This window comes from Amycolatopsis sp. NPDC059657 (genome assembly GCF_042734395.1).
In the GTDB taxonomy this organism is placed as follows: Bacteria; Actinomycetota; Actinomycetes; order Mycobacteriales; family Pseudonocardiaceae; genus Amycolatopsis.
In genome coordinates this window covers 35,019-55,595 of the sequence record NZ_JBHWEB010000064.1, presented here as the reverse complement: position 1 = coordinate 55,595, position 20,577 = coordinate 35,019, and the positions used below count along the sequence as shown (strand labels likewise).

Sequence of the window (20,577 nt, the reverse complement as noted above, 5' to 3'; positions counted from 1 at the left end):
GACCTCCCGCGGGCGGGTCTGCGGCTGGGGGGCAGAACGACCCCCCAAACCCCACACGCCGGAGTCCCGGCGGGGTGACTGTGGAGGATTTGCGTCGCCTAACGCCGCGAATCCTCCACAGTCACTCATTCGTGGCCAGGCCTGACGCGGGCCAAGGTCGCCCAGCACGGCATGACACCTTTGCCCTTCCGCCCAAGAGAACCGCCCGCAACGCTCACGAGTCCTTACTGCCCCGTGGCGTGCAACCCGCCGTCGACCATGATCATCGAGCCGGTGGTCGCCGGGAACCAGTCCGACAACATCGCGCAGACCGACTTGGCGGTCGGGATCGGGTCCGAGCTGTCCCAGCCCAGCGGGGCGCGGTCGCCCCAGCCCTCTTCGAGCTCGGCGAAGCCCGGGATGGACTTGGCGGCCATCGTCTTCATCGGGCCGGCGCTGACCAGGTTGACCCTGATGCCCTGCGGGCCGAGTTCACGCGCGAGGTAGCGGTTGACCGACTCCAGTGCCGCCTTCGCGACGCCCATCCAGTTGTAGACGGGCCACGCGACGCGGGCGTCGAAGTCCATGCCGACGATCGACGAGCCCGGCGAGAGCAGCGGGAGCGTCGCGGCGGCGAGTGACTTGAACGAGAACGCGGAGACGTCGACCGCGATCTTGACGTCGTCGGCCGGCGCGTCCATGAAGGGGGCGCCGAGGCAGGTCTGCGGGGCGAAGCCGATCGAGTGCAGCACGCCGTCGAGGCCGTCGACGTGCTCGCGGACGCGGTCGGCGAGCGAGTCGAGGTGCTCCTGGTTGGTGACGTCCAGCTCGAGCACCGGTGCCTCTTCCGGGAGCCGCTTCGCGATGCGCTCGACGAGGGAAAGCCTGCCGAAGCCGGTCAGCACGACCTTGGCGCCCTGTTCCTGGGCGATCTTCGCCGCGTGGAACGCCAGCGAGGCGTCCGTGATGATGCCGGTGATCAGCAGTCGCTTGCCTTCGAGCAGTCCAGCCACGTGTGTCTCCAAATCTGGGATAGGGGAAGGGTTTTCAGTGGCCCATGCCGAGGCCGCCGTCGACGGGCAGCACGGCGCCGTTGATGTAGGCGGCTTCGTCGGAGGCCAGGAAGCGGATGGCGGCGGCGATCTCGGCCGGGTCGGCGTAGCGGCCCGCCGGGATGGTCTTGAGGATCTGCTCGCGGACGTTGTCGGGCAGCGCGTCGGTCATGTCGGTCTTGACGAAACCGGGCGCGACCACGTTGGCGGTGATGTTGCGGGTGCCCAGCTCACGCGCGAGCGAGCGCGCGATGCCGACGAGACCGGCCTTGCTCGCCGCGTAGTTGACCTGGCCTGCGGAGCCCATCAGGCCGACGACGGACGAGACGAAGATGAACCGGCCCCACTTGCCGCGCAGCATGTTGCGCGAGGCGCGCTTGGCGACGCGGTAGGCGCCGGTGAGGTTGGCGTCGACGACCCTGGTGAACTGGTCCTCGCTCATCCGCATGAGGAGCGTGTCGTCGGTGATGCCCGCGTTGGACACCAGCACCTCGACCGGGCCCTGGTGGTCCTCGACGAGCTTGAACGCCTGGTCGATCTGCTCCGAGTCGGTGACGTCCGCCTGCACCCCGAAGAGCCCGTCGGGCGCGCCGGAGCTGCGGTGCGTGACCGCCACCTTGTGACCCTGCGCGGCGAGGTCCCGCGCGATCGCCAGGCCGATACCGCGATTGCCACCGGTAACCAGAACGGACCGTCCCACGAAGACTCCTCCACCGCGTTTGCCGAAGCTGACGGCCTGAAGGTTATCGGCTCGGCGGCCGCTCGCCGAACGCGCGGGACCCCTACCTGCGGGTAATGGATGTGTTCTTCGCGACCTTCCGGCGATCGTCCTAAGCGAATGTTAGGAAACCTCCAAAGCCGTTGCCCCGCCTTTGTGGAATGGCCACCGTGAGCCAGAACACTAGGAGGTCAGCGTTGACAACCAGGATCAACGAGGCGGCGCAACCCGTCAGTGAACGGCGCGTCATCGGCAACGTGCTGCGGGGGTCGATCGGCAATCTGGTCGAGTGGTACGACTGGTACGCCTACGCCGCATTCACCACATACTTCGCCAAGTCGTTCTTCCCGACCGCGGACACCACGGCCGCGTTCCTCGGCACGGCGGCCGTGTTCGCCGTCGGCTTCCTCATGCGCCCGCTGGGCGGCTGGATGCTCGGCCGGTTCGCCGACCGGTTCGGCAGGCGCACCGCGCTGGTGCTGTCGGTCTCGCTGATGGCGTTCGGCTCGCTGATGATCGCGCTCACCCCTGGTTACCAGACGATCGGCATCGCGGCGCCGATCCTGCTGCTCGTCGCGCGGCTGATCCAGGGGCTGAGCGTCGGCGGCGAGTACTCCACCTCGGCGACCTATCTGTCCGAAGTGGCCACTCCCGGCAAGCGCGGGTTCTACTCCAGCTTCCAGTACGTGACGCTCTACGGCGGGCAGCTGCTGGCGCTCGGCCTGCAGCTGGTGCTGCAGCAGATCCTCACCGAGAAGCAGCTGACCGACTGGGGCTGGCGGATCGCGTTCGTGGTCGGCGCGCTCGCCGCGGTGATCGTCATGTACCTGCGGCGCGGCATGGACGAGTCGGAGAGCTTCGAGGCCGAACGCGCCAAGGGCGGCGACACCAAGACCGGCGAGCACGGCACGCTGCGCGCGCTGTTCAAGTACCCGAAGGAGGTCGCGCTGGTCGTCGGCCTGACACTCGGCGGGACGATCGCGTTCTACACCTTCGCCACGTACAGCCAGAAGTTCATGGAGAACACCGCGGGCATCCCGCGCAAGACGGTCACCTGGATCCTGTTCTCCGCGATCCTCGTCGCCGCCATCCTGCAGCCGATCGCGGGCAAGCTGTCCGACCGGATCGGCCGCCGTCCGCTGCTGATGTTCTTCGGTATCGCGGGCACGCTGCTGACCGTGCCGATCATGACGCTGATGGGCTCGACCAAGCAGCCGTTCGTGGCGTTCCTGCTCATGCTGGCCGGGCTGGTGATCGTCACCGGGTACACCTCGATCAACGCGATCGTGAAGGCCGAGCTGTTCCCGACGAAGATCCGCGCGATCGGCGTCGGCCTGCCGTACGCGCTGACCGTGGCCATCTTCGGCGGCACGGCCGAGCTCATCGCGCAGGCGCTGAAGAAGGGCGGCCACGAATCGCTGTTCTTCTACTACGTCGCGGGTTGCGCGCTGATCTCACTGATCGTGTACGGCACAATGCGTGAGACTTCGAAGAGCTCGGAGCTGGAAAAGAAGTAAGGACATGCGCGTGCGGGTCCTGCTGGTCGAAGACGACGAGGGTGTCGCCGACGCGCTGGCCGACTCCCTGCAGGCGCGCGGGCACGCGGTGACCAGCGTGCGCCGGGGCAGCGACGCGCTGTCCCGGCACCGCGACGCCGACCTGATGCTGCTCGACCTCACCCTGCCCGACATGGACGGGCTCGAGGTGCTGCGCAAGGTCAGGCAGGTCTCGGCCGTCCCCGTCCTGGTGCTCACCGCGCGTGACGACGAACGCGACGTCGTGCGTGGGCTGCGCCTGGGCGCGGACGACTACCTGGCCAAGCCGATCCGGCTCGCCGAGCTGCTGGCCAGGATGGACGCGGTGGTCCGCAGGGCGGGCGCGAAGTCGGCGCCCGCGCCGGAGCTGGTGGTCTTCGACGACGTCGAGATCGATCTCGGCGCGCGCCGGGTGGTGGTCGGCGGCGCCGAGATCGGCCTGACCACCAAGGAGTTCGAAGTGCTCGCCGTGCTCGCCGCCAGGCCGGGCACGGCGGTCAGCCGCCAGCAGCTGATGGACGAGGTGTGGGGCGACGCGTACCTCGCCGTCTCGCGCTCGCTCGACGTCCATCTGACCCAGCTGCGCGCCAAGCTCGACCGGCCGGGGCTGCTGGCGACGATCCGCGGTTTCGGATACCGGCTGGGCGGCTGATGCGCGCGCGGCTGCTGGTCGTGCTGGTGGCCATGGCGCTCGCCGTGGTCGCCGCGTTCGCGCTGCCGTTGCTCTCGAGCACGGCGGAGCGGCGCACCCAGGAACTGCTGATCGCGCGGGCGGCGGACGTCGACCGGTTCGTCGTGCTGGCGCAGCAGGCCGTCGACGCGGGCGACACGACGACACTGGCCGCCGAGGCCACGCGGTACGCGTCGCTCTACGGCGAGGCCGTGCTCGTGGTCGACACCCGCAAGACGCCGCTCGCCTCCGCCGGCGGCCTGGCCGCCGGTGACGTCCGCGAGCTGATCGACGCGACACTGCGCAATCAGCGCAGCCCGGCGCCGCCGACGATCGAGCCGTGGTCGGCCGAGCCCGCGTTGTTCGCGCGTCCGGTCGGCACCGGGACGCGGGTCGCGGGCGTGGTGGTGCTGCGTGCCTCCGTGCTCGCCGCGGCGGCCGACGTGTCGGCGCAGTGGGGCCTGATCGCGGCGGGCGCGTTGCTCGCGGCGGCGGTGTTCGTGCTGCTCGCGGTCGTGCTGGCGCGCTGGATGGTGCGGCCGCTGCACGACCTCGAAGACGGTGTGCTGGCGGTGACCGCCGGGCACCATTCGCAGGTGCCCGCGCGGGCCGGGCCGCGTGAACTGCGGTCGCTGGCGACCTCGTTCAACCTCATGTCCGACGCCGTGGTCGAGGCGTCGGAGCAGCAGCGCAGGCTGGTCGCGGACGCGTCGCACCAGCTGCGCAACCCGATGGCGGCGCTGCGGCTGCGGGTGGACTCGCTCGCCACCCGCGTCGACGAGGAGGGCCAGCGCGCGTACCGGGCGGCTGTCGCCGAGGTCGAACGCCTTGAGTCCCTTTTGGACGGTCTGCTTGCCTTGGCGCTGGCGGAAAGCACGGCCACCCGGCTCGCCGGTGGGCACGACGACGAGCCGTGCGACCTCGCGACGGTCGTCGCCGAGCGCGTCGACGCCTGGCGTGCGTCGGCGGAGCAGGCGGGCGCGTCGATCCGGCCGCCGGACGGACACGACGAACCCGTGCTGGTGCGGTGTCCCGAGTCCGAACTCGCGCAGGTGCTGGACGTGCTCCTCGACAACGCGGTGCACTACGCGGGCGTCGGCGCGCATATCGAGACGCAGTGGGAAGCCGACGAGTCCGTAGTGCGGCTGGTCGTCAGCGACGACGGGCCCGGACTGTCCACTGAGGACCGCGCGAAGGCGACCGAACGGTTCTGGCGTGCCGGTGGCGACGGCGCGCCGCGTGGCACCGGGCTCGGCCTGTCGATCGCGCATCACCTGGTGCTCGCGCGCGGCGGCGACCTCGAACTGCGGGCGGCCGAGCCGTCGGGACTCGCCGTGTGGATCACGCTGCCGCTGGCCGAGGAGCGCGCATGAGGATGTCCAGGCGGACGGCGATGCTGGGCGGGCTCGCGATGCTCACCGGGTGTTCCACCGGCACCTACCGCGGCCCCGAGCGGTCGATGACGATCGCGGCGGGCGAAAGCGGCGGCTTCTATCTGGCGTTCGCCGAGGTGCTCGCGGCCGAGCTGAGCCGCGCCGAGCCTGGCCTGCGGTGCAAGGCCGTCGCGACCGAGGCGAGTGTCGCGAACGTCCAGCGGGTCCGTGACGGGCAGGCCGACCTCGGCCTGATGTCGACCGATGTCGCGCAGGCGTTCGCCGGTCCGGCGCGGCTGCTCGCACTCGGCCGGGTCTACGAGAACTACATCCAGCTCGTGGTCCGCGCCGACGACGACATCCGCACGCTCGCCGACCTCGCCGGGCGGACGGTCTCGCTGGGCGCGGGCGGATCCGGCGCGGCCTTCCTCGGCGAGCGGCTGCTGGCGAAGGCGGGCCTGAACGTCGACGTCCGGCATCTGCCGCTCACCGAGGCGATCGCCGCGCTGCGAGACCGCCGGATCTCGGCGCAGCTGTGGTCCGGCGGCATCCCGACCCCGGCGCTGGCCGAGCTGCACCGGAGCACCCCGATCCGGCTGATCCCGCTCGACGGCGTGCTCCCCGGCCTGCGCGCCGAGTTCGGGCCGGTCTACGACCAGGTCAGGGTGCCGGCGGGCGCGTACCAGGACGTGGGCGAGCTGCCGACGATCGGCGTGGCGAACCTGCTGGTCAGCAGCCCGTCACTGCCCGAGGACGTGGCCGCGGCGGTGGTCGGCGTGCTCGTCAACCGGGCGGCGGACCTGGTGCCCGCGCAAGCCATCGGCACCCAGTTCCTGGACGTGCGGACGTTGATCGGCACCGGCACCGTGCCACTGCATCCCGGCGCGGCCGCGACCTACCGGAAGCTGCACGGCTAAGTTAACTCCCGTGAGTGAGCGAGAAGCCGTGGCCCGGATGCCGCTGCGGGTGCGGTACCAGGAGTGCGACGGCCAGGGGATCGTGTTCAACGCGCATTACCTGGCATACGTGGACATGTGCAGCTTCGAGGCCGAGAAGGCGTTGTTCGGCTCGCACGAGGCGTTCCGCGCGCACGGCGCGGACGTGGTGGTGGCCGAGGCGAACCTGAAGTTCTTCTCGTCCGCCCGGTTCGACGACGAGCTCGTGGTGAGCGGCTACGTGACCCACCTCGGGACGACCTCACTGGTCTTCGACTACGAGATCCACCGCGCTTCGGAGCTGCTCGCCTCGGCCGTCGTGCGGTACGTGTTCGTCGATCCGGAGACGATGGCGAAGACCCCGGCGCCCGAAGCCGTCCGCAAGACCTATGCGAGCGTGCTCAGCTGATGTTCCGGATTCTCTTCTATCAGCCCGAAATCCCGCCCAACACGGGCAACGCGATCCGCCTCGCGGCCAACACCGGCAGCGAGCTGCACCTGGTCGAGCCGCTCGGCTTCAACTTCGAGGACAAGCAGCTCAAGCGCGCCGGCCTCGACTACCACGACCTGGCCAGGGTGACCGTGCACAAGTCGCTGACGGACGCCTGGGCGGCGCTGCTGCCCGCGAAGGTGTACGCGTTCAGCGCCACCGCGACCCGGCTGTACACCGACGTCGCCTACGAGCCTGGCGCGGTGCTGATGTTCGGGCCGGAATCTGCCGGGCTGCCCGCCGAGGTGCAGAACTCCCCCGAGATCACCGACCGGCTTCGGCTGCCGATGCTGTCGACCTCGCGGTCGCTGAACCTGGCGAACACCGCGGCGATCGTGGTCTACGAGGCTTGGCGACAGCACGGATTCACCCACTAACGCCTAACCGGGGCGCTTATGCCCGGCTTCACCAGCGCCCGATTTTGTGAAGGGAGCCTTCACCACGCATGGCTGGATGAAGGCTCCCTTCACAAAAATCCTTGCTGAGCAGCAAGCTCGACGGTGGTTTGGCCGCGAAGGTGCGCGCGCTGGAAAGCATCGCCGCGCACGGCAACGTGGTGCAGATCGTGAGCTCCCGGACATCAGCTAGTGCGTGGTGAGCTTTCTCGGGTTGGGATAAGGAACACTGCTCTGGGTTTGAGGTTTGGTGGGTCGGCTCCAGGGCGGTCCCGTATGAACATTTCCGCTGCCTGGGCCGGATTGCGTGGTGGGTCGCTGCGGAAATATCCATACGGACCCGAGGGCACGCTGCCCACAATCCGTTGTGGGCCCACCGAAAACCCCGCCCGGGGCTTGATGCCCGCCTTGCGTGGTGGGTCGGGCCGCCTCAAGAAAGCAGAAAACTGTTCTGCCTAGTGGCATATGTCTCTGGACACAGGTAAGATGGAGTCATGATCAGCGCCGACAGTCCCGACCTCGCAGCACCGCCCGAGTGGTGGCGCTGCGAGAAGGACGCGCTGCTCATGAACTACCTCGCCCACGAACGAGAAAAACGCCGCCTGGAGGCAGAGCAAGGCCAGATCCTCGCTGAGATCGAACCCCGCGGCGTGAAAGACGTAACCGGATACGCGGTGCTATCACAGGCGCTGGTCGACTGGGTACAGATCAAACCCGCCGAAGCCAAGGCTCGGGTCGTATCTCGATCTTGACGATGGCCGTACAGCTCTCCCGCCGCTCGGCATCCGATCGGTGGTTCACCGGAACAGCAGGATCACCCCGGCCGACATGGCCATGGCCAGTGCCAACCCGGCCAAGCCGTACCTGATGGGCTCTCTCCCCCACGGCGTACCGGCGTCCAGCGAGAACCGGCCGCTGCCGGTGAAGAGGAGGACGAGCGCGATGGCCGCCAGCAGGAGCTGGAACTCGAAGCCGCCGTTGGTTCCGGAGAGGAAGAACCCGGATGGCGCGCGAACGTAGATGATGTTCACCGCGACACCCAGTACGGCCGACGCGCCGACCGGTGTCGCCACACCGACCAGCAGCGAAATACTGCCGAGCGTTTCACTCAAGCCGGTGACCCACGCGAGCAGCGTGGTACCGCTGGTGAAGCCATATCCGGTGAGAACCTTCGCGAAGCCGCCGATGCCGCTGCCTCCGAAGGCGCCGAACAACTTCTGCAGTCCGTGCGCGCCGACGACACACGCCAGTGCGAGCCGGAGCAGAAGCAGGCCGGCGTCCGTACCGGCTCGGCTGTCTCGTCCTGGCCGGGGCATGGCGGTGTCACTGGACATCGTTGTACTCCGCTTTCTCGTCGTCCGTGGTCAGCGGCTGGATGCGGAACTCGAAGTCGAGCGATCGCCACGAGCCGTCGTGTTCGGGAAAGTCGACGATGAGGTCGTCCTTCACCCCGAATACGGCGTCTCCCTGACCTTCCGGGCAATCCAGGTATGGCCCGCCTCGGACGAACAGCTGTGTGATGAGACGCCGATACCCGGATGCCTGGATGAGGAAGTGCAGGTGGGGCGCACGGTAGGGGTGCCTGCCCGTGGCGGAGAGCAGTTCGCCGACCGGCCCGTCGTCCGGGATGGGGTACTCGCGCGGCAGGATCGACCAGAACCGCAGTCTCCCGTCCGTGTCGGTACTGAACCGTCCACGCAGGACCGGGCCGTCCTGGTCGGGTAGCTGGACGTCGTAAAGACCGTCCTCATTGGACTGCCAGACATCCACGACGGCACCCGCCACGACGGTGCCCGCCGTGTCGGTGACCCGCGCCTGCACCCACAGCGGAGTTCCCGGCAGTCCTGCCGCGATGTCGTCGCCCAGTTGCCGGACGGGCGGCCCGGCCAGGTAGAAGGGACCGAGCACCGCGGACGAAGTCGAATCGGGGCTGCGCGAATTCTCGAGCAGGTCGACCATGCTCGAGACACCGAGTACGTCGGAGAGCAACACGAATTCCTGCCGGCTGCCGTCGCAGGTCTGGCCGGTGCGGGTGAGAAAGTCGATCGCCAGGTCCCACTCGCGTTCGGTGATGTCATGCGTGACGACGTACTGGTGCAAGGAGCGGACCAGCCCGACGAGCAGCCGCTGGGTGCGCCGGTCCGGTGTACCCGCGAAACTCGCGACGACCTGCCTGGTCAGCCCGGCGGTGCTGGACGGCGCGGTGGCAGGCGGAGCCGCCCCCGACCAAGCCGACTCGAGCAGACGCTCGAGATCCGCTTCGGTGGGCCGCACCGGATGCGGATAAGGATCGTTCGCCGCGAACTTCGCCACCGCGGGGATCTGCTCCTCGCCCAACCCCAGTTCACGAAGTGAGCCCGGCCCGCCGACCGACGCGACAAGGTCGTGGACGCCGGTCGCGGCGTCCACCGCGCCGAGCGCGGCCGCGATCCGCGCCGCGACGTCGGGGACCGACGGAGCCGTGCAGGCGAGCACGTGCGGCAGTAGCACCGCGTGGGTTTCGGCGTGCGGCAACCGGAAGGAACCGCCCAGGACGTGGCACAACTGGTGGTGCAGACCCATTCCCGCCGACCCGAGACACGTGCCCGCGAACCACGCCGCGCGCAGCAGGTCGCCTCGGGCTTCGGCGTCCGAGGGAGCCGCCACGACCGCGGGCAGCGCTCGAGCGATCAACTCGATGGCTTGGATCGCCAGCGTGCTCGCGATCGGGTTCACCTCGCGGGCGTAGAGCGCTTCGACAGCGTGAGCCATGGCGTTGATCGCGCTCGAGACGGTGACCGGCACGGGCAGGTCCACCGTCAGATCGGCATCGTAGATCACCGTGTCGGGCCGGGCTTTTTCGTCGGTGACCGTCCTTTTGACACCGTTCGCGGTCTCACCGAGCACCGCGGTCATCTCGGAACCGGAGTAGGTCGTCGGAACGACGAGCTGTGTCAACCGGGCCCGGCGGGCCAGCGCCTTGGCCAGACCGATGTGGGTTCCACCACCCACCGCGACGACACAGTCGATGTCCTGCGCGAGAACCACCTCGGCGGCCTTCTCGGTGACCTCCACCGGCGTGTGCATGACCGCGCCGTCGAACCGCGCGACGGCCAGCGGGCCCAGCAGGTCCTCGACGTGCCGGCTGTCTCGCCTGCCCACGACGAGGACACGGTCACACCCGAGCAGTTCGACCTCGGCACGCAGACGGTGGAGGCTGCCGGAACCGAACAGGACACGGGTCCGGGCAGCCTCGTAGACGCGGGTCATGCCGACCGGACCGCGGTGAGCGGGACACCGGCGGTCGCCGATCCCCCCAGCCAGCTCGCGCCCTCGCGGTAGAGCAGGTCGACGGCCTCGCCGACCAATCCCGGCAGTCCGTCCGAAATGGAGTGCCCGAGTTCGCGCTGCAGGTAGGCCAGATGCCGATAGCCCTCGGGAAACCGGGCCAGCACCCTCGGATCCAGCTTGAGGGTGACGCTGGGGTCGACCACGTCGAGCCGGTCCATCTCGTAGATGGGCTGGCGGCGCACGAGCCCCCATCGCCCGTCGCGACGTTCGAGGAAGTCGTAGAACCGGCCGGTACACGTGGCGTCGACCAGCACGCCGTCGATCGAACCTCGCTGATGGATGCTCATCTTCGTCTGGGCGATCGCCCGGCCGCCGCTGATGTCACAGGTGTGGCCGCCCAGGAAGTGCAGGATGCGCACGCCGGCTTCGAACCCCGCCTTGCTCTGGGCGATGAAGTCCGGCGCCGGCCCCTGGAACCAGGTGGCGGTCATCCACCCGTCTGGGTGCCAGACGGTCGCGAACCGTTCCCAGTCACCGGAGTCTCGATAAAGAACCCAGTCCTCGACCACTCGCCGGACTTCTGCTCGGTCGTGCATGGCCACCCCTTTCGCCTGTGCGCTTCAGGCCAGCGTGGGGCGACCGCTGATCATCGGTCCAGCTTCGACTTCCACCCGGTGGAAATCGGGGGCGAAAGTTGCCGGGTGACCCCGAGCGCGGCCGTCCGCACCGCCGCGGCCAAAGCCTGGACGTTGGCCGACGAGCGAACGACCAACGCCAGCGAGGCGACCAGCGTGCCGTCCGCGCCGAAGATCGGCGCCGCGACCGACGACGCGCCGACCGTCATCTCTTCCAGCGAATAGGCGAGGCGGGTTTCCCTGACCTGTGCGATGGTCTCGGCCAGCACCCCTGGCAGGGTGATCGTGTGGCGCGTGCAGCGGGCCAGTCCGTCCGCGACCACGTCGGCGAGCAAGCGCGGCTCGGAGAACGCCAGGATGATCTTGCCTACCCCGGTGGCGTGCAGTGGCAGATGACCCGCGACCTCCGTCAGCGTGGCGACCGACTGGCTGCCCGAGATCTTGTCGAGGTAGAGCGCCCGTTTGCCGTCTCGGATCGCCAGCTGGACGTTCTCGTGGGTGGCCTCGTAGAGATCCTCCATGAACGGCATCGCCACCGACCGGAGATCACGGTGACCCGGCGCCAGCGCGCCGACGTACCACAGCCGGAGTCCTATGTGGAATCTGCCATCGGCGTGCCGTTCCAGCGCTCCCCATTCGGTCAGCACTGTGGCCAGCCGATGCGCGGTCGAGACGGGGAGCGAGCCTGCCTCGGCCAGCTCGCTCAGTGTCAACGACGGCCGGTCGGACGAAAACGCCGCGAGCAAGGACAGAAGCCGGTCCGCCGCGCTGCGCGACGGTTCTCGGGTATTCCCGCCCATTCCACCTCTTTCCACCGGGTGGAAATGAATTCTAGCTTCTTCGCTGATCGAATTCCTACGCTCCACCGAACGGGAACCACGGAGCTGTGGAGGCACGAGTGGAAACGAAGACACGAAACGGCTGGGTCCGCCCCTTGTGCTGGACAGCCGTGCTGCTCGACGGATTCGACCTGGTCGTGCTCGGCGTGGTGCTGCCGGTGCTGCTCGGCACCCGCATTTGGGGGATGACTCCGGCGCTGGGCACGCTGATCTCGACCGTCGGCCTGGTCGGCATGACGATCGGCGCGCTCACGATCGGCACGGTCACCGACGTCATCGGCAGGCGCAAGGCCCTGATCCTTTCCGTGACGGCGTTCTCGGCCTTCACCCTGCTGTGCGCCTTCGCCCCGTCCGCCGCCATGTTCGCCACGCTGAGGTTCCTCGCGGGCCTGGGCCTCGGCGGCTGTCTGCCGACCGCCATCACGCTCGTCACCGAGCACCAGGCCGGACGAGGCCGCGGCCCCAGCGCGTCGACCACCGTGATGACGGGCTACCACGTCGGCGCGGTGCTGACGGCATTGCTGGGCATCGTGTTCATCGAACCGTTCGGCTGGCGCGCGATGTTCATCGCCGGAGCACTTCCCGCGCTCGTGCTCGTCCCGCTGATGCTCAAGTACCTCCCGGAATCGGCGAGCTTCCAGCACGTGCACCGCGCCGCGACACCACCGGCGCGCGCCGGCCGCGAAGCTGTCGCCGGACTGTTTCGCGGCGGTCTCCTGCGCGCGACGCTGGCGTTCTGGTGCACCACTTTCCTCGGCCTGATGCTCGTCTTCGGGCTCAACATCTGGCTTCCCCAGATCATGCGGCAGGCGGGCTACCCACTCGGCACCGCGCTCGCGCTGCTGCTCGCACTCAACCTCGGCGCCGTCGCGGGCATGGTCGCCGCGGGATCACTGGCCAACCGCCGCGGATTGCACCGCTCAACCGTCTGCTGGTTCCTGGGAGCAGCCGTCTTCCTCGCGCTGCTGGTCGTCAAGTTGCCCGTGCCCGGTCTCTACACGGTCATCTTCTTCGCGGGCTTCTTCGTTTTCAGCGCCCAAGCGCTCACTTATGGGTACACCCAGCAGATTTACCCCGAGCACAACAGGGCGACAGGGCTCGGCTGGACCGCGGGCATCGGCAGGCTCGGCGCGATCTGCGGCCCGCTGCTCGGCGGCGCGATGCTGTCGGCGGGTATCGCCTACCCGTGGGGCTTCTACGCGTTCTCGGCGATCGGGCTACTGGCGGCGGGAGCGATCGCTGCCGTCCGGACGCGACCGGACCGGGGCGGACATGGCGTGGCTCGGTCCGGCGCGAAGCCTAGCTTTGCTAGGCCGGGGTCAGGGGCTCGCTAGGGCTGAGCGCCGAGTTCGAGGCTCCGGTCGGCGCAGGCGTGAGCGTTGCGACCTGACTGGTCCGCATGAACGCCACAGTTCACAACGCTGAGGCGGAAGCGCCGTTCACGTCGCGCGAGCCGGGCAAGCGGGACCAAGTCGTGAGTGACGATCTCGATGGTCGTTTCAGCGGCGCCGGTAGCGCAGGATGTCGCCCGGTTGACAGTCGAGGACCTCGCAGAGCCTGGACAGTGTGGAAAACCGGATGGCTCGCGCGCGCCCGTTCTTGAGCACCGACAGGTTCACGACGGTGACACCCACTTCGGCGGCGAGTTGGGTCAGTGTCATCCCGCGGGCGGCGAGCAGCTCGTCGAGATGGACCGAGATGTCCACATCGGACTCTTCGGGCGGCATCAGACGGTGCCTTCGAGGTCCTCGCGCATCTCCACGCCGATGCGCAGAATGTAGGCGAAGGTGAGGGCGGCGACGCCGACCGCGACAGCCCAGCCGGGGAACACGGCCATCCACTCGGTGAACCAGTCCTGCTTGGCATCGGCGAGCATGGTCGAGCGCAGGTAGGACAGCGACAAAGCCGCCAGAAGACCGCTGACCGGTCCTCCGATCAGCACGAACCACCCCGCCGCCGAAAGCTTGCCGGGCACGGTGGCCGCGTACGGCCCTTCTCGTGACGCCGTCCGCAGGAAGCGCAGTACCAGGAACAGGGCACCGAACTCGAAGACGACCTGCGGAAGCTGGTCACCCATGTCGGCGAGCCGCTGAAGCGCGGCCGGGTGCTCGACACAGGCCGACATGCCGCCCGCGGTCGCGGTCGCGCCCGGCTTGAGCACGCCCACCGGGCCACCCGCGTCGACACAGGTCTCGTTCGCCGAGGTGCCGGGAAGCCAGCCCAGTGCGCTGACATTGGCGATCACGACCGCCAGGGCCGCGACCCCCAGGACCCACGTCACCACGCTGGTGATGCTGGTCAACGGCTTCAGCGGGTTGCGCATCGTCCACCTCACTACCTATCGTTTATCGATGTTACCGACAAACGATACCATCGAAAAACGATATGCGCGCGACGGCTCGTGCCGCCCTCATTTCGGGTTCCAATCGACCTGGGGTGAGCGATGGAAATCGATGCCTTGCGCCACCCAGCGTGCGCCCTGCTTGGCGAGCCTGGCGCGGTAGCCGTCCCAGTCGTGCATGGTCTTCGGCGACCAGGCGATCTCGGCCATGCCCGGCAGCCGGGGGAAGGCCAGGTACTCGATGTCGTCGCTGGTACGGACCGTCTCGGTCCACAAAGGAGCTTCGACACCCGCGACCTGGTCTTCGGTGACACCGGGCACGAGGGTGGCCGGGTCCCAGTCGTAGGCGTCCTCGACCTCGACCAGCCCCGCCCAGGTTTTGCCGAGCACAGTGTCCTTTGTGTACTTCATGTCGAGGTAGGCGTGGTTGGCAGGCGACATGAGGATCTTGCTGCCGCGCGCGGCAGCCGCGGCCACGTCCGGGTTAGGGCCGCCGAAGTCCCAGTACTGCGGGACCGCGGACGCGGGCGGGCTCGTCTTGGCGATCTCGTGCCAGCCGGTGCTCTTCTTGCCGTACTTGGCGACGATCGGCTGGACCTTCCGCTCGAACGCCAGGTAGTCGGCTGCCGTTGTCGCGCGGGCCTCATCACCGCCGATGTGCAGGTACGGGCCAGGAGTGATCGCCGCAAGTTCGCGGATCACGTCCTCGACGAACCGGTAGGTGGTCGGCGAGGAGATGCACAGCGAGCTGTAGCCGACCTTGGTGTCCGTCCGCGGCGGCACGGCGACGCCGTCGCAGTTGAGCTCCGCGTAGGTCGCCTGCGCGGCGTTGGTGTGGCCGGGCATGTCGATTTCCGGAATCACGGTGATGTGCCGTGAAGCGGCGTAGGCGACGATGTCCTGATACTGCTCCTGCGTGTAGTAGCCGCCGGGATCACCGTCGACCGCCGTCGCGCCGCCGACGGTGGCCAGCTTCGGCCAGCTCTTGATCTCGATCCGCCAGCCCTGGTCGTCGGACAGGTGCAGGTGCAACGTGTTGATCTTGTACTGCGCCACCTGGTCTATGTACAGCTTGACCTGATCCGGCTTGAAGAAGTGCCTGGCGACGTCGAGCATCGCGCCGCGAGTGGCGAAGCGCGGGTAGTCCAGCACCGAGCCGCCCGCGACCGTCCACTCCCGATGCCGCACGCTCTTCGACTCGATCGCCGACGGAAGCAGTTGCCGCAGCGACTGCACGCCCTCGAACAGGCCATCGGCGGTGTTCGCCGTCAGCTTCACGCCCGTGCGCGCTACCTCGAGCCGATAGCCTTCGGCGCCGATGCGCGCGTCGTGACCGAGCTCGAGCGAGATCGCGGGCAGGCCCCAGTTGCGCGGCAGTACCGGCAGCGCGTAGCCGGTGGCGGGCCGCAGCAGGCCACGCAGGTAATTCCCGACCTGGCGGGCGCCGCGACCGGCGCTGATCACGGTCAACGGCGAGAGCCGGAAGCCCGCGTCCGGATCGGCCACCGCGGCGACCGGCGCCGGCACGATGTCGTGCACGCCGCGTTCGGCCGTGTCCGCCACCGCCACTGGGACGGCGACAACGGAGGAGCCGAGTACGGCCAGCGCGATGCCGGCCAGCGAAAGGCGATTTCTCATCCTTACCTCCGTGAGGGTTGCGCTGGGGATGAACCTGCGTCGAGATACAAAGCCGCGGCGGGGTGTTCGCGCAGATAGGACGCGGGGCAGTCGGCGGTCACCGGACCGAATAGTGTGCGGGTGACCGCGTTCCTCTTGCGCGCCCCCACAACCGTGCACACGACTGCCTGCGCGGACAGCAGCGTGGGCAAGGTCAGCGTCAGCGCCTCGACCGGCACCTCGTCAAGACTTGGGAAGCAGCCGTCGTTGACCTGCTGGACGCGGGAGGCGTGACCGAGGGTGACCAGGCGCGCGGGTTTCAGGTCGAACCGGTCCGCTTCCGGCGGATCGTTGAAGGCGAGGTGGCCGTTTTCCCCGATGCCCAGCAGCACCAGGTCGAGCGGGCTTTCGGCGACGAGTTCCGCGTAACGGCGCTCACCGAGCCCCGGATTTCCTTCGAGGCTCATGTAATGGATCGTTCCAGGCGCGACCGTCCGGAAAAGCTGCCTGTCGAGATAGTCGGCGAAGGTACCGGGCGACCTCGGGGGCAGGCCGACGTAGTCGTCGAGCTGGAACGCCACGACCCTGCCCCAGTCGATGCCGGGCGTGGCGGCGAGCGCGCGCAGGCAGAAGTCCTGGGACGGTGCCGCCGCGAAGGCGACGCGGGCCGTCGGCTGGGTGTCGAGCGCGCGCTTGAGCAGTCGGGCGGCCTTGGCGCCTGCCGCATGGCCCGCTTCCTCGGCGGTCGGCGACTGGTGGACCTCGAGGGTGCCGTCGTCGATGGTCAAGGGCGTGTGCATGTCGTTTCCTTTACGGGGTGCCGTCGAGCCGGTTGAGCAGCAGCAAGGCTCGTGCGATGTGGAAGGGGTCTTTGACCGGTAGCGCGACGACGGTGTCGATCGGCCTGCCGGCGCGGTCCCGGATCTGCAGCCATTCCTGGCCGTCGGGGCTCGGGAAGGTCTTCAAGGTGTACTCGCTGAGACGGTCGTGCCAGCCCTTCAGATCACGGCGGCCGGTGTGGCCGGCGAGCAGGCGTGTGGCGTACATGGCCTCGACGTGGACCCACCAGAGCTTGGTGTCCCAGGTCCGCCGGACCAGTGTTTCGTACGGGTCGTCGCCGAACAGCCGTCCGACCGGCCGGTTGGGGGTGTGCTGGCCGAACCGGTCGACGTACCGGAACAAGCCGCCGTGCCAGGTGTCCCAGCCGAGTTCGAGGCAGCGGACGGCCAGGTCAGGGATCCAGTCCGGCAGTGGTGTGGCACAGGCGTCGGCGGCCATCCACAGCGCTTCCAGCAGGTGGCCTGGGGTGACGTGGCGGGCGAGCAGGGTGTCGCAGTCGTCGACGCTGTCCGGCCGGAATTCCCACCAGTGCTCCGGCTGCCACATCCCGGCTCCGGGTGTCGCGCCGAAGAAGCCCAGCATGGCGCGGTCGACGACGGCGGCGGTTTCTTCGCAGAGGGTGACCTTGTGGATCTCCGAACCGACATGCAGCAACAGCATGAGCGACGCGGCGTCGGTGAACCCGGCCCGCACCGGGTACGGCTCGGACGGCGCGGTCCTGTCCGCGATGCGGCGCTCGGCGTGTGCCAGCAACGACACCGCGGCTTCGGACCACCGCGCTCGCTCGGGATCGCCTTTGTCGAGCGAGCTCGCGCCGCCCGCGAGTCCCAGCGCCGCGTACAGATCCGCGAGGACGCTGCTGCCCGCGCCGGCATCGCCGTCCGCCGGTGTTCCGCCCTTCGAGGAGAGGCGGAAAGCGGTGACCGGACCGTCGAGCACAGCGTGTTCGAAGATGAACGCGCTCGTCGCTCGCGCTCGACTGGCCCATGTGGACGGTTCGCCGGTGAGCCTGCCGGCCAGGCTGTCCGCGTGCAGTTGCGCGCACAGCCACGCCCAACGGCCCTGTGACCACGTGATCTTGTCGTCGCTCAGCCGTTTTCCGTTGTTGGTGAAACAGGTGAACACGCCGCCGGACTCGCCATCGACGCCGTTCTTTTCCCACCATGGAAGGATTTCCGTCTCGAGCAGCACACGAGGTGATGTCGTCACAACGGCCTCACGACGGGCTGGGCGTCCTGACGGATCGCGTCGACGAGTTCGTCGGAGCCGGCATCATGCCAGGGACGAACCAGTCCCGTCAGGCTGTAGACCACGATCGCTATGACGATGGGACTCGCGACGGTGAACGCCTGCGGGGCGCTGAAGACGTAACGGTTGAGCGCGAACATCACGATCCCGGCGAGCCAGGACAGCAGCACGGCCGAGGGACCGCAGCGGCGGAACAGTGGCAGCATGCCGAGCAGCATCGGCACCGCGATCGGGCCGACCAGCGCGCCGAACCAGAGTATGAGCAGCCCGAGCACGCCGCCGAAGGAGTCGGCGGAGAGCGCGATGGCCATCGAAGCGGCGATGAACGCGAAGGTGGCCGCCCGGCCCGCGAGCAGTTCTGTCTTGCCGGTGAGCCTGCCCCGCCGCCCGCGCAGTGCCGGGATGATGTCGCGGACGACGACCGAGGAGATCGCGTTGGCGTCCGACGACGTCATGGCCATGGTGTGCGCGAACATCCCGGCGAGCACCAGTCCGACGAGACCGGCTGGCAGCAGGTGGGTCACCAGTTGCGCGTAGGACTGGTCGGGGCGGGTGAGTCCCGGCAGCAACACGGGCGCCGCCCACATCGGGAAGAAGAGGATCAGCGGCCACACGAGGTAGAGACCACCGGAGAGCAGCATCGACTTCCGCGCGTCGGACGAGGTGGGCGACGCGATGAACCGTTGCGCCAGGTTCCAGGTGCCGCCGTTGTAGGACACGAAGTTGATCAGGCAGTACGCGAGGAAGAACGGCACGGTGAGCGAGCCCGCGAACGGGTCCGAATGCGACGGTGGCAACCGGTCCCACACGGTGAAGACAGAGCCGGGGCCACCGAGTTCGGCCAGCGCCGCCACCAGCAGCGCGAGTGCGGCGACGAGCTGGATCACGAACTGGCCGAAGTCGGTCAGCGCGTCCGCCCACAGCCCGCCGATCGTGGAGTACACCAGTGTCACGCCGCCGACGAGCAGTATCCCGATCGGGATCGACACGCCGGTGAACGAGTACAGCAGGATCGCGCTGGCCGCCCACTTCGCGGCGACGTCGAACACCTTCAGGGCCGTGCCAGACCAGGCGAGCACCTGCTGCGACGGCACGTTGTACCGGGTGGCGAGGTATTCCAGCGGCGAGATGATGCCGAGGCGCCGGCGGATGCGCGGCCACCGTGGCGCGAAGACGAACGCCCCGATCGCGCAGCCGAGCGTGATGCTGACGGCCCACCAGACGTACACGGCGAAGCCCGTCGTGTACGCCAGCGCGGCGTAGGCGACGAACACCGCCGCCGAGTAGCCGGACATGTGGTGCGAGATTCCCGAGAGCCACCAAGGCATCTTGCCGCCCGCGGTGAAGAAGTCCTCCGCCGAGCGGACCCGGCGTCTCGACCACCAGCCGATCCACAGCATGACGCCGAAGTAGGCGGCCAAGACAAGCCAATCGGCGAGTCTCATGTAGCCCTCCAAGGTCGGAACGCGCGGGACTGGCCCGGTTGAAGAGGAACGCCTCCTCCGGCCGGCTCGCCGGGCTCAGAAGCCGCCGGCAAGCTCGCGATGAAAAGGTTTGCATACTTTTCATCGATGTCAAGGAACGGCTTCGCGCCCGTCCGTAGGATGAGCGCAGCAGGCAAGTGGGAGAACGGGGCGAAGACATGGTCGCGACGATCATCGAGGTGGCCAAACTGGCCGGGGTTTCGCCGACCACGGTCTCTCGCGCCTTCGGCAGGCCGGACCTGCTCAACCCGGACACCCGCGCCGCGGTGCTCTCGGCGGCCGACCAGCTCGGCTACACCCCCAACCGCGCGGCCAAGGGCCTGGTCACGGGCAAGACGGGCAACGTCGGGATCCTGGTGCCCGACATCGTCAACCCGTTCTACCCGCCGGTGGTCAAGGGGGCGACCGACCGCGCCGCCGCGGCGGACCTGGCCGTCTTCCTCGCCACGACCGACCTCGATCCCCGCCGGGAGCTCAAGGTCGCCAAGGAGATGGTCAAGCAGGTCGACGGCCTGGTGCTGTGCGCCACCCAGCTCGCGGACGAGGACGTGACCGCGCTGGCGAAGGTCTGTTCGGTGGTGCTGGTCAACGGCGAGAAGGCGGGACTGCCCTCGGCCGTGGTCGACACCGGACCCGGCATGGCCGAAGCGGTCGACCACCTCGCCGCGCTCGGCCACGACAGGTTCGTCTACCTGTCCGGTCCGGAGACGTCGTGGTCGAACACCCAGCGGCTCACGTTCCTGCGCCGGGAGGCGGACCGGCTCGGGCTCGGCGTCAAGGTGCTCGGTCCGTTCGCCCCCAGCTACGACGCGGGGGTCGCGGCCGCCGACCGGGTGCTCGCCACGGGCGCCAGCGCCGTGATCGCGTTCGACGACCAGATGGCGCTGGGGGTCCTGTCCCGGCTCCACGACCGCGGCGTCGAGGTGCCCGGCCAGATCTCAGTCATCGGCTGCGACGACGTGCTGCCGGTGGGCATGGCCAGGCCCGCGTTGACCACGGTCAGCGCACCCTGCGCCCGGCTGGGGCGCGCGGTGATCGAGATGATCCTCGGCGGGGCGTCCGAGACGCGGAATCAGTCCTACGAAGGACATCTGGTGGTGCGTGACTCCACCGGTCCCCGCGGCGGCGGCACACCGATTCCTGCCTGATCGGCGCC

The 20,577-nt window shown here is 68.7% G+C and carries 21 protein-coding genes; 9 read left to right on the top strand and 12 right to left on the bottom strand.

Annotated features, from left to right (window positions below; genetic code table 11):
- Window positions 1-224 precede the first annotated feature (224 nt).
- Together fabI and fabG are read right to left on the bottom strand one after the other, a co-directional pair.
- Window positions 225-992, bottom strand: coding sequence for an enoyl-ACP reductase FabI (gene fabI, locus ACFV15_RS29760; RefSeq protein WP_091287871.1), 768 nt, complete (start codon window positions 990-992; stop codon window positions 225-227).
- A gap of 34 nt (window positions 993-1,026) precedes the next feature.
- Entirely contained in the window at window positions 1,027-1,731 is a 705-nt protein-coding gene (gene fabG, locus ACFV15_RS29755) for a 3-oxoacyl-ACP reductase FabG (RefSeq protein WP_378354311.1), read from the bottom strand.
- Window positions 1,732-1,946: 215 nt separating this feature from the next.
- On the opposite strand from fabG, the gene ACFV15_RS29750 reads away from it, so the two are divergent.
- From ACFV15_RS29750 to ACFV15_RS29720, 7 genes are all read left to right on the top strand, one after another.
- On the top strand, window positions 1,947-3,266 hold the full coding sequence (locus tag ACFV15_RS29750) for an MFS transporter (RefSeq protein WP_378354309.1): 1,320 nt from the start codon (window positions 1,947-1,949) through the stop codon (window positions 3,264-3,266).
- A gap of 4 nt (window positions 3,267-3,270) precedes the next feature.
- On the top strand, window positions 3,271-3,936 hold the full coding sequence (locus ACFV15_RS29745; protein WP_378354307.1) for a response regulator transcription factor: 666 nt from the start codon (window positions 3,271-3,273) through the stop codon (window positions 3,934-3,936).
- A complete protein-coding gene (locus tag ACFV15_RS29740) occupies window positions 3,936-5,327 on the top strand; it encodes a sensor histidine kinase (RefSeq protein WP_378354305.1) in 1,392 nt (463 codons plus the stop codon). Before ACFV15_RS29745 ends, ACFV15_RS29740 begins: the two co-directional genes overlap by 1 nt.
- Entirely contained in the window at window positions 5,324-6,244 is a 921-nt protein-coding gene (locus ACFV15_RS29735) for a TAXI family TRAP transporter solute-binding subunit (protein ID WP_378354303.1), read from the top strand. Before ACFV15_RS29740 ends, ACFV15_RS29735 begins: the two co-directional genes overlap by 4 nt.
- 37 nt (window positions 6,245-6,281) lie before the next feature.
- Window positions 6,282-6,671, top strand: a complete 390-nt coding sequence (locus tag ACFV15_RS29730; protein ID WP_378354314.1) for an acyl-CoA thioesterase — start codon at window positions 6,282-6,284, stop codon at window positions 6,669-6,671.
- Complete coding sequence (locus ACFV15_RS29725) at window positions 6,671-7,129, top strand: tRNA (cytidine(34)-2'-O)-methyltransferase (protein WP_378354301.1); 459 nt, start codon at window positions 6,671-6,673, stop codon at window positions 7,127-7,129. Before ACFV15_RS29730 ends, ACFV15_RS29725 begins: the two co-directional genes overlap by 1 nt.
- Before the next feature lie 512 nt (window positions 7,130-7,641).
- The gene (locus ACFV15_RS29720) at window positions 7,642-7,899 is read left to right on the top strand and encodes a hypothetical protein (protein WP_378354299.1); all 258 of its coding nucleotides are present in this window, start codon (window positions 7,642-7,644) and stop codon (window positions 7,897-7,899) included.
- Window positions 7,900-7,944: 45 nt separating this feature from the next.
- Here the strand turns inward: ACFV15_RS29720 and ACFV15_RS29715 are convergent, their stop codons facing one another.
- From ACFV15_RS29715 to ACFV15_RS29700, 4 genes are read right to left on the bottom strand one after another with little or no spacing between them, the layout of a single operon-like run.
- Window positions 7,945-8,481: a DoxX family protein gene (locus ACFV15_RS29715; protein WP_378354297.1), complete on the bottom strand. Its 537-nt coding sequence runs from the start codon at window positions 8,479-8,481 to the stop codon at window positions 7,945-7,947.
- Window positions 8,471-10,396: a maleylacetate reductase and hydroxyquinol 1,2-dioxygenase domain-containing protein gene (locus ACFV15_RS29710; RefSeq protein WP_378354295.1), complete on the bottom strand. Its 1,926-nt coding sequence runs from the start codon at window positions 10,394-10,396 to the stop codon at window positions 8,471-8,473. Before ACFV15_RS29710 ends, ACFV15_RS29715 begins: the two co-directional genes overlap by 11 nt.
- The gene (locus ACFV15_RS29705; RefSeq protein ID WP_378354293.1) at window positions 10,393-11,013 is read right to left on the bottom strand and encodes a nuclear transport factor 2 family protein; all 621 of its coding nucleotides are present in this window, start codon (window positions 11,011-11,013) and stop codon (window positions 10,393-10,395) included. Before ACFV15_RS29705 ends, ACFV15_RS29710 begins: the two co-directional genes overlap by 4 nt.
- Before the next feature lie 50 nt (window positions 11,014-11,063).
- Window positions 11,064-11,852: an IclR family transcriptional regulator gene (locus tag ACFV15_RS29700; RefSeq protein ID WP_378354291.1), complete on the bottom strand. Its 789-nt coding sequence runs from the start codon at window positions 11,850-11,852 to the stop codon at window positions 11,064-11,066.
- Between the two features lie 98 nt (window positions 11,853-11,950).
- Between ACFV15_RS29700 and ACFV15_RS29695 the strand changes: the two genes are divergently transcribed.
- Complete coding sequence (locus ACFV15_RS29695; RefSeq protein WP_378354289.1) at window positions 11,951-13,225, top strand: MFS transporter; 1,275 nt, start codon at window positions 11,951-11,953, stop codon at window positions 13,223-13,225.
- 165 nt (window positions 13,226-13,390) lie between these two features.
- Here the strand turns inward: ACFV15_RS29695 and ACFV15_RS29690 are convergent, their stop codons facing one another.
- The 6 genes from ACFV15_RS29690 to ACFV15_RS29665 all read right to left on the bottom strand — a co-directional run bounded on the left by ACFV15_RS29690 (window position 13,391) and on the right by ACFV15_RS29665 (window position 19,382).
- Window positions 13,391-13,618 carry a helix-turn-helix domain-containing protein gene (locus ACFV15_RS29690; protein ID WP_378354287.1) on the bottom strand — a complete coding sequence of 76 codons (228 nt, stop codon included), beginning with the start codon at window positions 13,616-13,618 and terminating at the stop codon, window positions 13,391-13,393.
- Complete coding sequence (locus ACFV15_RS29685; protein WP_378354285.1) at window positions 13,618-14,214, bottom strand: hypothetical protein; 597 nt, start codon at window positions 14,212-14,214, stop codon at window positions 13,618-13,620. The genes ACFV15_RS29690 and ACFV15_RS29685 overlap by 1 nt, the downstream gene beginning before the upstream one ends.
- A gap of 87 nt (window positions 14,215-14,301) precedes the next feature.
- Entirely contained in the window at window positions 14,302-15,870 is a 1,569-nt protein-coding gene (locus tag ACFV15_RS29680; RefSeq protein WP_378354283.1) for a beta-N-acetylhexosaminidase, read from the bottom strand.
- 2 nt (window positions 15,871-15,872) lie between these two features.
- Window positions 15,873-16,649 (bottom strand): 6-phosphogluconolactonase, encoded by a 777-nt coding sequence (locus tag ACFV15_RS29675; RefSeq protein ID WP_378354281.1) that lies wholly within the window; start codon window positions 16,647-16,649, stop codon window positions 15,873-15,875.
- A 10-nt stretch (window positions 16,650-16,659) separates the two neighbouring features.
- A complete protein-coding gene (locus tag ACFV15_RS29670; protein ID WP_378354279.1) occupies window positions 16,660-17,898 on the bottom strand; it encodes an AGE family epimerase/isomerase in 1,239 nt (412 codons plus the stop codon).
- Complete coding sequence (locus tag ACFV15_RS29665; protein WP_378354277.1) at window positions 17,895-19,382, bottom strand: sodium:solute symporter family protein; 1,488 nt, start codon at window positions 19,380-19,382, stop codon at window positions 17,895-17,897. The genes ACFV15_RS29670 and ACFV15_RS29665 overlap by 4 nt, the downstream gene beginning before the upstream one ends.
- Window positions 19,383-19,579: 197 nt before the next feature.
- On the opposite strand from ACFV15_RS29665, the gene ACFV15_RS29660 reads away from it, so the two are divergent.
- On the top strand, window positions 19,580-20,569 hold the full coding sequence (locus tag ACFV15_RS29660) for a LacI family DNA-binding transcriptional regulator (RefSeq protein ID WP_378354275.1): 990 nt from the start codon (window positions 19,580-19,582) through the stop codon (window positions 20,567-20,569).
- Window positions 20,570-20,577: the final 8 nt, after the last annotated feature.

Excerpts from the sequence above, each read along its gene's own strand:
- ACFV15_RS29675 (WP_378354281.1), bottom strand. The coding sequence starts at position 16,649 with ATGCACACGCCCTTGACCATCGACGACGGCACCCTCGAGGTCCACCAG.
- ACFV15_RS29740 (WP_378354305.1), top strand. The coding sequence starts at position 3,936 with ATGCGCGCGCGGCTGCTGGTCGTGCTGGTGGCCATGGCGCTCGCCGTG.
- ACFV15_RS29730 (WP_378354314.1), top strand. The coding sequence starts at position 6,282 with ATGCCGCTGCGGGTGCGGTACCAGGAGTGCGACGGCCAGGGGATCGTG.
- ACFV15_RS29725 (WP_378354301.1), top strand. The coding sequence starts at position 6,671 with ATGTTCCGGATTCTCTTCTATCAGCCCGAAATCCCGCCCAACACGGGC.
- ACFV15_RS29665 (WP_378354277.1), bottom strand. The coding sequence starts at position 19,382 with ATGAGACTCGCCGATTGGCTTGTCTTGGCCGCCTACTTCGGCGTCATG.
- ACFV15_RS29710 (WP_378354295.1), bottom strand. The coding sequence starts at position 10,396 with ATGACCCGCGTCTACGAGGCTGCCCGGACCCGTGTCCTGTTCGGTTCC.
- ACFV15_RS29685 (WP_378354285.1), bottom strand. The coding sequence starts at position 14,214 with ATGCGCAACCCGCTGAAGCCGTTGACCAGCATCACCAGCGTGGTGACG.
- ACFV15_RS29680 (WP_378354283.1), bottom strand. The coding sequence starts at position 15,870 with ATGAGAAATCGCCTTTCGCTGGCCGGCATCGCGCTGGCCGTACTCGGC.
- ACFV15_RS29745 (WP_378354307.1), top strand. The coding sequence starts at position 3,271 with ATGCGCGTGCGGGTCCTGCTGGTCGAAGACGACGAGGGTGTCGCCGAC.
- ACFV15_RS29715 (WP_378354297.1), bottom strand. The coding sequence starts at position 8,481 with ATGTCCAGTGACACCGCCATGCCCCGGCCAGGACGAGACAGCCGAGCC.
- ACFV15_RS29660 (WP_378354275.1), top strand. The coding sequence starts at position 19,580 with ATGGTCGCGACGATCATCGAGGTGGCCAAACTGGCCGGGGTTTCGCCG.
- ACFV15_RS29690 (WP_378354287.1), bottom strand. The coding sequence starts at position 13,618 with ATGCCGCCCGAAGAGTCCGATGTGGACATCTCGGTCCATCTCGACGAG.
- ACFV15_RS29705 (WP_378354293.1), bottom strand. The coding sequence starts at position 11,013 with ATGCACGACCGAGCAGAAGTCCGGCGAGTGGTCGAGGACTGGGTTCTT.
- ACFV15_RS29735 (WP_378354303.1), top strand. The coding sequence starts at position 5,324 with ATGAGGATGTCCAGGCGGACGGCGATGCTGGGCGGGCTCGCGATGCTC.
- ACFV15_RS29720 (WP_378354299.1), top strand. The coding sequence starts at position 7,642 with ATGATCAGCGCCGACAGTCCCGACCTCGCAGCACCGCCCGAGTGGTGG.
- ACFV15_RS29700 (WP_378354291.1), bottom strand. The coding sequence starts at position 11,852 with ATGGGCGGGAATACCCGAGAACCGTCGCGCAGCGCGGCGGACCGGCTT.